This is a genomic window from Aeromonas sp. s8 (assembly GCF_040907785.1).
Lineage (GTDB): Bacteria > Pseudomonadota > Gammaproteobacteria > Enterobacterales > Aeromonadaceae > Aeromonas > Aeromonas veronii.
In genome coordinates this window covers 43,100-54,820 of sequence record NZ_JBFOCL010000046.1, presented here as the reverse complement: position 1 = coordinate 54,820, position 11,721 = coordinate 43,100, and the positions used below count along the sequence as shown (strand labels likewise).

Below are 11,721 nucleotides of genomic sequence, written 5' to 3'. Positions count from 1 at the left end.
AACAACCCAGCGCGTGTGGCATCCCCGGAAACAACCATGGCTCCCGCAGGAGCCATGGTTGTTTCCGGGCGCGCGTTACGCCCGCAGGGCCCGCATCAGCTGGGCGACTACGTCGTCGAGCAGAGGGCGATCGGGGCAGCACTGGGCGAAGGTGACCAACCCTTGCAGGTTGATCAGCAGCAGGGCGGTGAGGGTGTGGATATTGCTATCCGGGGCCAGTTCACCCTTGGCCTGCGCCTGCGTCAGCAACTCGGCCAGATCCTGCTCCAGCTCGCCATAGATACCCTTGACCCGCTGGGTCAGCTCCTCATCCTGCTCGCTCAGCTCCATCATGGTGCGGGTCACCAGACAGGAGCCGCAGAGCGCCTCCCCCACAATCCGATCGAGATAGGCCGCAAGGCCCGCCAGCGGGCTCGGGTTGTCGAGCAGGGAGCGGCGCAGGGTGCGTTTGCCCTCGACATAGTGATCCACCGCCGCCAGCAGCAGGCCGCGCTTGTTGCCAAAGGCGCCGTAAATGCTGCCCGGGTGCAGGCCGGTGGCAGCCACCAGCTCCTGCATGGTGGTTTTGGCATATCCCTTGGCGCGAAACGCTTCCATGGCATTTCGCAGTACCTCGTCCCGATCAAACTCGGCTATGCGCATGGTTCCTCCCGTGGGAAATGGTTCACCGGCAAGGGGCAACAGGGCTCGCCGATAAAGAGTGGCTGGAAAGGGCGGCAAGTTTACCCCAGCCGCCCGCTCGGGCCAACCTTCTTGAACGCACATTCAAAAAAGACTTGCATCGGAACAAAAAAACGTCTTGAATGCACGTTCAAGAATAACACGTTCAGGACAACCTATCATGAATACCCTGTTTCAGCCGTATCGACTCAATGACACTCTGACCCTGGCCAACCGTTTCATGATGGCCCCGCTCACCCGCTGCATGGCAGGCCCAGGTCTGGTGCCGACCGAGCAGATGGCAGCCTATTACGGCCGCCGCGCCGACATCGGCCTGATTGTTTCAGAGGCCGTCATCATCCGCCCCGACGCGCAGGGTTACCCCAATACCCCGGGCCTCTTCACCCAGGCGCAGATCGATGGCTGGAAGAAAGTCACCAGCGCCGTGCACGCCAAGGGCGGCAAGATCTTCGCCCAGCTGTGGCACGTCGGTCGCCTCTCCCACCCCTTCTTCCATCAGGCTGAAGTGCTGGCTCCCTCTGCCGTAGCGCACGAGGGCACTGTGCCCCGCATGCGCGAGCTGACCTATCAGGTGCCGCGTGCCCTGACCGAGGCGGAAATCGCCCAGCTGGTGCTGGATTACGCCCAAGCCGCTGCCAACGCCATCGAGGCGGGCTTTGACGGGGTGGAGATCCACGGTGCCAACGGCTACCTGATCGACCAGTTCCTGCACCACTCCACCAACCTGCGCACCGACAACTACGGTGGCTGCCCGGAAAATATGAGCCGCTTCGCGCTGGAAGTGGTCGATGCCATCAGCGCCCGAATCGGCGGTGATCGGGTTGGTATTCGCCTCTCCCCGGGGGCTTATGTCCATCTGGCGGGGAGCCCGGAAGATCGCGCCGTGTTCGACTATCTGCTGGGCAAGCTCAACGACCGCCCGCTGGCCTATATCCACCTCGGCATCTTCGATGACAACCTCACCTTCGATTATCTGGGTGGCCGAGCCTCCGACTATCTGCGCGCCCACTACAAGGGCAATCTGGTCGGGGTGGGCAACTACGACGCCGAGCGCGCCGCAGCGGCCATCGAGGCCAACCGCTTCGATCTGGTGGCCATCGGCCGTCCGCTTATCGCCAACCCGGACTACCTCACCAAGGTGAAGAAGGGAGAAGCGCTGGTGCCCTACGCCGACACCATGCTGGCCGAGCTGGTATAACCGCGAAGCCATCACCAGACGACAGGCAATAAAAAACGAGGGGAGCTGTTGCTCCCCTCGTGCTATCTGGCTGATGCCGCATTCCGTTGGTGCGGGCTTAATTGGTGCGGATGCTTAATTGGTACGAAATAGCGCCTCGATGGAGAGCCCCTGGCTCAGCAGGATCTCCCGCAGACGGCGCAGCCCCTCCACCTGGATCTGACGTACCCGCTCGCGGGTCAGGCCAATCTCGGCTCCCACATCCTCGAGGGTAGCGGGCTCGTACCCCAGCAGACCGAAACGACGGGCCAGCACTTCCCGCTGTTTGGGATTGAGCTCTTCCAGCCAGTGCACAATGCTGCTGCGCATATCATCTTCCTGTGACTCCAGCTCAGGCCCCATGCCGCGCTCGTCGGAGAGCACATCCAGCAATGCCTTGTCGCGATCGCCACCGATGGGGGTGTCCACCGAGGTGATCTTCTCGTTGAGCTTGAGCATGCGATTCACATCGTCCACCGAACGATCCAGCGCGAAGGCGATATCCTCGGCGGTCGGTTCATGATCGAGACGGTGAGAGAGTTCGCGCGCGGTGCGCAGGTAAACGTTTAACTCTTTGACCACATGAATGGGCAGACGGATGGTGCGGGTCTGGTTCATGATGGCCCGCTCGATGGTCTGGCGGATCCACCAAGTGGCATAGGTGGAGAAACGGAAGCCGCGCTCGGGGTCGAACTTCTCGACCGCACGGATAAGACCGAGGTTGCCCTCTTCGATAAGATCCAGCAGCACCAGGCCGCGGTTGTTGTAACGACGGGCGATTTTCACCACCAGTCGCAGGTTGGACTCGATCATGCGCTTGCGGGCAGCTTTGTCACCCCGCAAGGCACGACGGGCGTAGTAGACTTCCTCTTCGGCAGTGAGCAGCGGGGAGAAGCCAATCTCCCCCAGATAGAGTTGCGTGGCATCCATCACCTTGTTCAGTTCCGGTGCCAGCAACTCATCGGAGATAGTCTCGTCCGCCTCGGCGGCTACCTCCTGCAACTCTTCTACCTCGTGAGATTCGGGTTCAGCGTCAAACTCTAACTCTGCATCCTGCATTACCAGTTGTTCTTGGCTCATGGTGTGTCTCCCTGACGTTACCAGAGTAAGACGGTCTCTCTGGGGTTAACGCTTTGGCAAATAGCTCATCGGATTGATCGACTTGCCTCTGTACCGGATCTCGAAATGCAATCGCACATCCGGCGCGTCCGTGCTACCCATGTTGGCAATGACCGAGCCCCCCTTGACGCTGTCCCCTTCCTTCACCCGCAACTCGTCGTTGTGTGCGTAAGCGGAGAGATAGTCATCATCATGCTTGAGGATAATCAGCTTGCCGTACCCCCTTAAAGCACTGCCAGCGTATACCACTTTACCGCTGCTGGCGGCGTAGACGGGTTGCCCCTTCTGGCCGGCTATGTCGATCCCCTTGTTACCCTGTTCTGCAACAGAGAACCCCTCGACAATCCGGCCTTTTGCGGGCCAGTGCCAAGCAAGTCTCGACTGGGAGTTGTTTGTTTTTTGTTCTTTTACCTGAGCGTATTCCTTCGGTGCTGCCGGAGCAACGGATTTCTGAGAGATGAACGGCGTGGTCTGACCAGATCCACTCGGCTCGGCCAACGGACGCGGACCGCTGCTCGGACGGCTCACGGCCACCGGTGTCACGGTTGCCGGACGAGTCGCAGCTACCATCTGGGTCGAACCGCCGCCTGCGGTCTGGACATTGAGCACCTGACCCGGTTGTAGCGCATAGGGGGCGCTCAGGTTGTTGCTCTGGGCCAGCGCCTGCGGTGTCATGCCGAACTGGCGGCCGATGCTGCTCAGGGTATCGCCGCGGCGCACCTCATAGGTACCGGCACTGCGGCTGCTGCCAACACTGGCGCTGGAACCATCGAGTCGCAGTCGCTGCCCCGGATAGATGTTGTAGGGCGGGCTGATGTTGTTGAGGCTGGCCAGCGACGGCACATCGTTGCCGGAGTTGAAGGCGATGGAGTAGAGGGTATCGCCCCGTTTCACCACATAGCTGCCGCCCTGGATGGGGGCGCTGACCTGGGCACCGCTTTGGCGAGCCGGAATGGTCGAGACAAACTGCCCCTCATCAACACCATCTACCGGAGCTGCATTTTTACTGGAGGAGCAGGCAAGCAGCAGCCATGACAACACCACGACACTGCTTCCTTGCCAAATACGCGAACGCATAATGGATCCTTAACGACTAAACCAGAAATAGGCCACCACGGCCAGACCAATACAGAGCCAACCGAGCACATCTACGTAGTGCATCAGTTTGCGTTCCATCTTCTCGCCACCCCAGCGCATCAGGCCCGCAACCAGGAAAAAGCGCATGCCACGACCGATGAGGGAGGTGATGATGAAGGGCAGCAGAGCCATTTGCAACAACCCTGCCGTCACGGTAAACACCTTGTAGGGGATAGGGGTGAAGCTGGCAATGAAAATGACCCAGATCCCCCACTGCTCAAACCAGTTGCGAGCGATTTCGATCTTGTCCTGATAGCCCACAGACTCCACCAGTGGCAGCACTACCGGATCCCACAGGGCATAGCCAAGGGCATAGCCAAACAGGGCGCCCAGCACAGAGAAGACGGTAGCCAGCGTGGCGTAGTGCCACGCCTTGTGGGGCTTGGCGAGCGCCATCGGCGCCAGCATCACATCCACCGGGATCGGCCAGAACACCGACTCGATGAAAGCGGTGATGGAGAGATACCAGGGGGCATGCTTGTGGCGAGCCCACTGCATCACCAGTACGTACAAACGGGAAAACAACTTCACTCAACATCTCCGTCAATCAGGGGAACAAAACGTACCGGCTCCAGAATACGGCTGGTAAGCTGGGATCCGGATCGTTCGATCAGCTGCAAGGTCTGCTGGCTGTCACCCACCGGCAACACCAGTCGGCCCCCTTCGGCCAGCTGATCGGTGAGCGCCGTCGGGATCTCGCTCGCCGCGGCCGTCACCAGAATGGCGTCATAAGGCCCCTTGTTGGGCCACCCCAGCCAGCCGTTGCCGTGCTTGGCAGAGACATTGTGCAGATCGAGCTGGCGCAGTCGGCGTCGGGCCTGGAACTGCAGCGACTTGATCCGCTCAACGGTATACACATGCTCCACCAGATGGGCGAGGATCGCCGTCTGGTAGCCCGAGCCAGTGCCAATCTCCAGCACATGGGCCGGATTGTTTTGCATCAGCAACTCGGTCATTCGCGCCACCATATAGGGCTGCGAAATGGTCTGGCCGTGGCCGATGGGCAGGGCGGTATTGTCCCACGCCTTGTGCGCCATGGCCTCGTCCACGAACAGCTGGCGCGGCACTTTCGCGATGGTCGCCAGCACGCGAAAATCGCGAATATCCTGCGCAATGAGCTGATTTAACAGGCGCTGTACTATCACACCACCCTCATCCCTGCAGATCTAACCAGGCCCCCAGACCGGCGAGACTGTCATAGGCAGTCATATCGATGGTCAGGGGGGTAATCGAGACATAGCCCTGCTCGATGGCGGCAAAATCGGTGCCTTCACCGGCATCCTGCTGGCTACCGGGGGGGCCGATCCAGTAGATGGGCTGACCACGGGGATCCTCGGTGCAGATCACCGACTCCGCCCGGTGGCGATTGCCAAGGCGGGTGGTCTTGATCCCCTTGATCTGCTCGAGGGGCAAGTCCGGCACGTTGACGTTGAGGATCTGATCGGCAGGCAGGGGGTGTTTCATCAGCCCTTTCACCAGCAGGGCCGCATAGTGGGCCGCCGTGGCGAAGTGGGTCTTGCCTACCAGCGAGATGGCGATGGAGGGGTAGCCAAGATGGCGCCCCTCGGTGGCCGCGGCGACCGTGCCCGAGTAGATGACATCATCTCCCAGGTTGGCACCGTGGTTGATGCCGGCCACCACCATGTCGGGTTCAGGGCGCACCAGCTCGTTGACCGCCAGATGCACGCAGTCGGTCGGCGTCCCCTTCACCGCATAGCTCTCGCACCCATTAAAGCCGTTTTCTGCAATGCGGGTAACCCGCAGCGGTACTTCCAGCGTCAGGGAGTGACTCGCGCCGCTGCGGTTGCGATCCGGCGCCACCACAATGACCTCGCCGCAGGCGCGCAGCGCCTCGCTGAGGGCACGAATGCCCTCGGCATGCACACCATCATCATTACTGACCAGAATTCGCATCGGTCTGATTCCTGAAACCGTGATCGGCCTCTTCGGCCTGCAATAACTCGCGCACCACGCTGGTGGCAAACGCGCCCGCCGGCAGGAAGAAGGAGAGGGTCAGCGCCTCGCCGTCCAGCTGCCAGCTCATCTGCTCCGGCTTGAGCAGCAGGGGGCGGCGATCCTGATCCAGCCCGGCTTTCTCCAGCCCGTCACACCAATCGCTATAGGGAGCCAACACAGCCTGTTCGAACTCGGCAGCGGCGCCCTGACTGGCCAGGCGGCCACGGCCCCACTGGGGCGCGGTAAGTTGCACGTCGCCGGAGGCAAGACGCGCTTCCAGCTCGGGGGTCACGCTCTCTTCGCTGAAGATGGAGTGGCTACCCTTGAGCATCACGCAATCACCGGCCAGCAGCTGATGGGCCAGCCCCTGTTCGATACGGGCGCTGACGATGGCGTTGAACAGCATGCTGCGGGCGGCAGAGAGGTAGAGGGAGCGCTTGTTGCGATCCTTGATCCGCTTGCCGGCAAACATCGCCTTGGCCGCTTCCAGGTTGTTGCCATCGCGGCCAAAACGCTGCTCACCATAGTAATTGGGCACGCCCTGAGTGGCGATGGCCTGCAGGCGCGCTTCCAGCCCGTCGGCCTGTTCCAGACCGGTGAGACGCAGGGTGAAGTGGTTGCCCTTGAGGTAGCCGACCCGCAATTTGCGGTTGTGACGCCTGGCTTGCAGGATCTGGATGCTGTCGCTCTCGATAACCGACAAGTCCGGTTCGGCCTTGCCAGGCAGGTGAATGCCGAACCACTGCTCGGTCACCGCGTGGCGATCCTTCAGGCCCGCCCAGGTCACCGCATTGCGGTTGACCCCGGCCACATCGGCCAGCAGACCCGCCACCCAGGCGGTGTTCTCGCCGGTTTTGCGCACACGGACGAAGATGTGCTCCCCTTCCCCGCAAGGCTCAAACCCGAGATCTTCATTGACCACGAAGTCGGCGGCCTCGGCCTTGAGGATACCGCGGGCGGTGGGCGCCCCGTGCAGATAGGCAAGTTGTTCCAGCATTATTGTTTCACCAGTAGGACGACGGCTTCGGTGGCGATCCCTTCCTTGCGCCCCGTAAACCCAAGCTGTTCGGTGGTGGTCGCCTTGACGTTCACCCGGTTCAAATCACATTGCAGATCGGCGGCCAGCACGGCGCACATGGCGTCGATATGGGGGGCCATTTTGGGGGCTTGGGCGATGATGGTCACATCCAGGTTGCCGATGGCATAACCCGCCTTCTGTACCCGGGCAAAGACATCCCGCAGCAGGATGCGACTGTCGATCCCCTTGAACTCGGCAGCGGTATCGGGGAAGTGGCGACCGATGTCACCGGCACCGATGGCCCCCAGCAGGGCATCGCTCACCGCGTGCAGCACCACATCGCCGTCAGAGTGGGCAACCAGCCCCTGCTCGTAGGGAACCGGCACGCCACCCAGCATGCAGGGGCCAACACCACCAAATTTATGGACATCAAAACCATGACCAATGCGCATCATCAGCGGCAACCTCCCAACATGCTGAAACCAACCCCATCAATTTTGTGTACGTCCACACCATGTCCAATCCGGATCATGCTAACTCCTTGTTCGGGCCTGTTTGTTCGAGACACTCTGCTCTGAACGGTCTGTTCTGACTGAGGGGCTTATGCCTGCTGGCTTAAAAACAGCCCCGCCAGCGACAAATCTTCCGGCCGGGTCACTTTGATATTGTCGGCGCGCCCCTCCACCATCCGCACCGCGAATCCGGCCCGCTCCATGGCGGAGGCCTCGTCGGTGATGGTGGCGCCCAGCAGTAGCCCCTCTTCCAGCGCCCGCTTCAGGGCTAGGGTCGGGAACATCTGCGGCGTCAGGGCATGCCAGAGCTGCTCGCGCTCGACGGTAGCGATGATATTGCCCTCCCCATCGGAGCGCTTCATGGTATCGCGCACCCGACTGCCGAGAATGGCACCGCCGCAGTTCATGGCCGCGGCAATCAGCGCATCGAGATCGCCGTGAGTCAGGCAGGGGCGGGCCGCATCGTGCACCAGCACCCACTCCCCTTGCGCCACATGGAGACCATTGAGGACGGAAAAGGCGCGCTCGGCGCCTCCCTCTACCCGCACAATTCGCGGGTCGGCCGCCACGGGCAGGGCCTCGAACCAGCGGTCATGGGGCGCCAGCGCCACGATCACCTGGGCGATGGCCGGGTGGGAGAGCAGCCGCTCCAGGGTATGTTCGAGAATGGTTTTACCCGCCAGTTGCAGGTACTGCTTGGGGCAATCGGCCCCCATCCGGCTGCCGATACCGGCGGCAGGGACGATCGCCGTCAGGCCGGATACCCGGCTGGCATCAGTCATCGTAGGGCTCATCGTCCGGCGCTGTCTCTTTGTCTTTCTCTTTGGGGATGATCCGGTAGAAGGTCTCCCCCTGCTTGATGTAACCCAGATCGTTGCGCGACAACTCCTCGATGGCCTCGAGGCCAGAGGTGAGATCATCTATCTCGCGGTAAATGAGGTCGTTACGATCCTTGAGAGTCTGGTTGTCCCGCTGTTGCTGCGAGATGGCCTCCGACAGGTTCTGATAATCGGATAGCCCGTTCTTCCCCAGCCAGAGGTCATATTGCAGTCCCCCCAGCAGGAGGATCAGGATCAGGGTGAATAGCCGCATGCACTAGGTCTCCTTCAGGCGGCCTAGTGTCCCATATTCGGTGCCAAGACAAAAGAAAGCGAGCACCCGGGAGCCACCGGCCGAACATAAAAAAGTGCCCAAGAGTGAATCAGATAGCACAAAGCCCCGCCAAACCGGCGCAAGGATGGCCAACCAGGGCGCTCCTTGTCCGGGGGCGGGGCTCTCAATCAGAAAGCGGTAAGGGGGATCAGTTCACCGCGACCGGCTCTCCCGCGCTCTCGGCCGGAGTGTTGTACTCCTCCTCGGCATCGCGGAAACGCTCCAGCATCGCTTTTGAGGGCGCTTCGCCCAGCAGACTGCCCACCACAATGGCCAGCAGTGCGAACAGGAAGCCCGGGATGATCTCATACAGCCCCAGCCAGCCGAACTGCTTCCAGACGATGACGGTGATGGCACCGACCAGCATGCCCGCCAGCGCGCCGTTGCGGGTCATTCGCGGCCACAGCACGGAGAGCAGCACCACGGGGCCAAAGGCGGCACCGAAACCGGCCCAGGCGTAGCTCACCAGCCCCAGCACCCGGTTCTCCGGATTCATGGCGACGGCGATGGCAATCACGGCGATCAGCAGCACCATCAGGCGACCCACCCACACCAGCTCACGCTGGGAGGCGTTCTTGCGCAGGAAGGGTTTGTAGAGATCCTCTGTGATGGCGCTGGAGCAGACCAGTAATTGACAACTTAGAGTGCTCATCACCGCCGCCAGAATGGCGGAGAGCAGCACCCCGGCGATCCAGGGGTTGAACAGGATCTTGGAGAGCTCGATAAAGACCCGCTCCGGGTTGCCGGTCACCCCAGCCGCCACTTCCGGGAAGCGGGCGAAGTAGGCCAGACCGAAGAAGCCGATGGCCACCGCGCCTGCGAGGCAGAACACCATCCAGGTCATGCTGATACGGCGGGCATTGGCCATGGAGTGGTGGGAATCGGCTGCCATGAAGCGGGCCAGAATGTGGGGCTGACCGAAGTAACCAAGGCCCCAGGCCATCAGCGAGACAATGGCGATCACATCCAGATTTTTGAACATGTCGAGGTTGGTAGCGCTCTTGGCGGCCACCTCGATCATGGCGCTGTCCACCCCGCCGACGGCGATGATGACGAAGACCGGGGTCAGGATCAGGGCGAAGATCATCAGGGTTGCCTGCACCGTGTCGGTCCAACTCACCGCGAGGAAGCCGCCAAAGAAGGTGTAGGTGATGGTGGCGGCGGCACCGACCCAGAGGGCGGTGTTGTAATCCATGCCGAAGGTGCTCTCGAACAGACGGGCACCTGCCACCACGCCGGAGGCGCAATAGATGGTGAAGAACAGCAGGATCACCAGCGCCGAGAGAATGCGCAGCACCTTGCTGTGATCTTCAAAGCGGTAGGTGAAGTAGTCCGGCAGGGTCAGGGCGTTGCGGTTCTTCTCGGTATGTACCCGCAGGCGGCCCGCTACCCAGCGCCAGTTGAGGTAGGCGCCGATCACCAGACCGATGGCGATCCAGCTCTCGGAGATGCCGCTGATGAAGACGGCGCCGGGCAGGCCCATCAGCAGCCAGCCGCTCATGTCGGAGGCGCCGGCAGAGAGAGCGGTCACCCAGCTCCCCATCCGGCGACCGCCCAGAATGTAGTCATCAAAGTTGCGGGTGGCGCGATAGGCGACGAAGCCGATCAACACCATTCCGAGGATATACACCAGGAAGGTGATTAACATGGGTGTGCTAGCTGTCATGCAAAACTCCGTTTTGTGTCATTTTCTGCCCGCTCTGGTGACGGGCTCATCCCTAAAAACCGGCCTAGCTTAATCAGCCGTTCGCGCCAGCTCAACCACTTTTAACAAACACAAAACACAATAAAAACCTTTGCGCATCAAATCATCTGCCGCATCAAGAGGATGGCGCCAGATTTCCTGCCGTGGCCGTGGTGGTCATCTCGCAGCGCCAGCCGCTACTGAGCGTTATGTTTTCACATTTTGTTACTATCCATTTTTTACAAGCCAGCGCCCCGCTCCTACACTCCCCGCCCTGTCTCATCACACCAGCCAGAGGTCGGCACCATGTCATCTCATCTGTCACACCTGCGAACCCTCGCCCGCCGCCTTCACCCGGTGGAGGAGTCGGGTCATCTCATCCGACGGGCCAAGTATGTGGGGCGTCTCTGGCTCAATCCCGGCGCCCGCGCCCTCTATCGCCAGCAGCAGGAGCAGCCGCTGCTGGCGCAGGCGATCAGCCGCTTCCCCGATATTCTGGAAAAGCCAATCCACCCCTATCGCCACAAGGGGCTCCGCAAGCGCCTGCGAGCCGGGCTTATCAGCGGCCACTACCAGCAGCTGGCACGTCAGCTGCCCAAAGCGCAACAACTGGCAATCTACAGCGGGCGCGGCCTGCTGCTGGCACAGTGGCAGAGCGACAAGCTGACGGCCCCCCTCACCCTGCAACTGGATTACCAAACCCACATGGGCAAAGAGGGGGAGATGAGCCTGACCCTCAAGCTGGGTGACGCGGCGCTCTATTACATGGCCCTCAATCTGCGCCCCGCGCCGAACCCGCCCCTCGAAATCTGCTCGCTGCAGGGCGGCAAGGGGCAGAGCGAGGAGATCAAGCTGGTCACCAAGGCGTGCGGCGGGCTGCGCCCCATGTCCCTGCTGGTCTATATGGCCGCCGAGCTGGCCCGGGGGCTGGCGTGCAAGAGCCTGCTCGGGATCCGTACCCAAAGCCACGTCTATCAGAGCAGCAAGCGCACCGCCGATCGGGTCAAGTTCGATCTCGACGGCTTGTGGCAGGAGCATCAGGGCTGCGTGCAAGATGAACTCTGGATGAGCCTGCCGCTGGAAGTGCCCCGCAAGACGCTGGAGGAGATCCCCTCCCGCAAGCGGGCCAGCTACAAGGCGCGCTATCAGCTGCTCGATCAGCTCGGCAGCGAGCTGCAGACAAATCTGCTGCGAAGCTGAGTCAGCGCAGCAGAAACGAAAAGGGCGAACAGCATGCTGTTCGCCC

The 11,721-nt window shown here is 61.5% G+C and carries 13 protein-coding genes; 2 read left to right on the top strand and 11 right to left on the bottom strand.

Translation table 11 applies throughout. From position 1 onward, the window contains the following. Window positions 1-75: 75 nt before the first annotated feature. Window positions 76-642, bottom strand: coding sequence for a TetR/AcrR family transcriptional regulator (locus AB5Y86_RS16060; protein ID WP_346202372.1), 567 nt, complete (start codon window positions 640-642; stop codon window positions 76-78). 199 nt (window positions 643-841) lie between these two features. Between AB5Y86_RS16060 and AB5Y86_RS16055 the strand changes: the two genes are divergently transcribed. Further along, window positions 842-1,879 (top strand): alkene reductase, encoded by a 1,038-nt coding sequence (locus AB5Y86_RS16055; RefSeq protein ID WP_368193407.1) that lies wholly within the window; start codon window positions 842-844, stop codon window positions 1,877-1,879. Between the two features lie 114 nt (window positions 1,880-1,993). Here the strand turns inward: AB5Y86_RS16055 and rpoS are convergent, their stop codons facing one another. The 10 genes from rpoS to putP form a co-directional block, all read right to left on the bottom strand. Next, entirely contained in the window at window positions 1,994-2,977 is a 984-nt protein-coding gene (gene rpoS / locus AB5Y86_RS16050; RefSeq protein WP_005335504.1) for an RNA polymerase sigma factor RpoS, read from the bottom strand. A 45-nt stretch (window positions 2,978-3,022) separates the two neighbouring features. Further along, window positions 3,023-4,093, bottom strand: a complete 1,071-nt coding sequence (locus tag AB5Y86_RS16045; RefSeq protein WP_043821617.1) for a LysM peptidoglycan-binding domain-containing protein — start codon at window positions 4,091-4,093, stop codon at window positions 3,023-3,025. Window positions 4,094-4,102: 9 nt separating this feature from the next. After that, a complete protein-coding gene (locus AB5Y86_RS16040; RefSeq protein ID WP_005354505.1) occupies window positions 4,103-4,684 on the bottom strand; it encodes a YqaA family protein in 582 nt (193 codons plus the stop codon). After that, the gene (locus tag AB5Y86_RS16035; RefSeq protein ID WP_005335507.1) at window positions 4,681-5,298 is read right to left on the bottom strand and encodes a protein-L-isoaspartate(D-aspartate) O-methyltransferase; all 618 of its coding nucleotides are present in this window, start codon (window positions 5,296-5,298) and stop codon (window positions 4,681-4,683) included. The genes AB5Y86_RS16040 and AB5Y86_RS16035 overlap by 4 nt, the downstream gene beginning before the upstream one ends. A gap of 7 nt (window positions 5,299-5,305) precedes the next feature. After that, entirely contained in the window at window positions 5,306-6,067 is a 762-nt protein-coding gene (surE, locus tag AB5Y86_RS16030; protein WP_005335515.1) for a 5'/3'-nucleotidase SurE, read from the bottom strand. Further along, a complete protein-coding gene (gene truD, locus AB5Y86_RS16025) occupies window positions 6,048-7,106 on the bottom strand; it encodes a tRNA pseudouridine(13) synthase TruD (RefSeq protein ID WP_368193405.1) in 1,059 nt (352 codons plus the stop codon). The genes surE and truD overlap by 20 nt, the downstream gene beginning before the upstream one ends. Beyond that, window positions 7,106-7,582 (bottom strand): 2-C-methyl-D-erythritol 2,4-cyclodiphosphate synthase, encoded by a 477-nt coding sequence (ispF, locus tag AB5Y86_RS16020; RefSeq protein WP_005335518.1) that lies wholly within the window; start codon window positions 7,580-7,582, stop codon window positions 7,106-7,108. Before ispF ends, truD begins: the two co-directional genes overlap by 1 nt. A gap of 146 nt (window positions 7,583-7,728) precedes the next feature. Continuing rightward, the gene (gene ispD, locus AB5Y86_RS16015; RefSeq protein ID WP_368193404.1) at window positions 7,729-8,421 is read right to left on the bottom strand and encodes a 2-C-methyl-D-erythritol 4-phosphate cytidylyltransferase; all 693 of its coding nucleotides are present in this window, start codon (window positions 8,419-8,421) and stop codon (window positions 7,729-7,731) included. Continuing rightward, complete coding sequence (ftsB, locus tag AB5Y86_RS16010) at window positions 8,414-8,731, bottom strand: cell division protein FtsB (protein ID WP_005335520.1); 318 nt, start codon at window positions 8,729-8,731, stop codon at window positions 8,414-8,416. The genes ispD and ftsB overlap by 8 nt, the downstream gene beginning before the upstream one ends. A 208-nt stretch (window positions 8,732-8,939) precedes the next feature. Next, complete coding sequence (gene putP / locus AB5Y86_RS16005; protein ID WP_368193402.1) at window positions 8,940-10,457, bottom strand: sodium/proline symporter PutP; 1,518 nt, start codon at window positions 10,455-10,457, stop codon at window positions 8,940-8,942. A 324-nt stretch (window positions 10,458-10,781) separates the two neighbouring features. Between putP and AB5Y86_RS16000 the strand changes: the two genes are divergently transcribed. Beyond that, on the top strand, window positions 10,782-11,675 hold the full coding sequence (locus tag AB5Y86_RS16000) for a VirK/YbjX family protein (RefSeq protein ID WP_368193401.1): 894 nt from the start codon (window positions 10,782-10,784) through the stop codon (window positions 11,673-11,675). Window positions 11,676-11,721: the final 46 nt, after the last annotated feature.

Excerpts from the sequence above, each read along its gene's own strand:
- AB5Y86_RS16045 (WP_043821617.1), bottom strand. The coding sequence starts at position 4,093 with ATGCGTTCGCGTATTTGGCAAGGAAGCAGTGTCGTGGTGTTGTCATGG.
- AB5Y86_RS16060 (WP_346202372.1), bottom strand. The coding sequence starts at position 642 with ATGCGCATAGCCGAGTTTGATCGGGACGAGGTACTGCGAAATGCCATG.
- putP (WP_368193402.1), bottom strand. The coding sequence starts at position 10,457 with ATGACAGCTAGCACACCCATGTTAATCACCTTCCTGGTGTATATCCTC.
- ftsB (WP_005335520.1), bottom strand. The coding sequence starts at position 8,731 with ATGCGGCTATTCACCCTGATCCTGATCCTCCTGCTGGGGGGACTGCAA.
- AB5Y86_RS16055 (WP_368193407.1), top strand. The coding sequence starts at position 842 with ATGAATACCCTGTTTCAGCCGTATCGACTCAATGACACTCTGACCCTG.
- rpoS (WP_005335504.1), bottom strand. The coding sequence starts at position 2,977 with ATGAGCCAAGAACAACTGGTAATGCAGGATGCAGAGTTAGAGTTTGAC.
- ispF (WP_005335518.1), bottom strand. The coding sequence starts at position 7,582 with ATGATGCGCATTGGTCATGGTTTTGATGTCCATAAATTTGGTGGTGTT.
- truD (WP_368193405.1), bottom strand. The coding sequence starts at position 7,106 with ATGCTGGAACAACTTGCCTATCTGCACGGGGCGCCCACCGCCCGCGGT.
- surE (WP_005335515.1), bottom strand. The coding sequence starts at position 6,067 with ATGCGAATTCTGGTCAGTAATGATGATGGTGTGCATGCCGAGGGCATT.
- ispD (WP_368193404.1), bottom strand. The coding sequence starts at position 8,421 with ATGACTGATGCCAGCCGGGTATCCGGCCTGACGGCGATCGTCCCTGCC.
- AB5Y86_RS16000 (WP_368193401.1), top strand. The coding sequence starts at position 10,782 with ATGTCATCTCATCTGTCACACCTGCGAACCCTCGCCCGCCGCCTTCAC.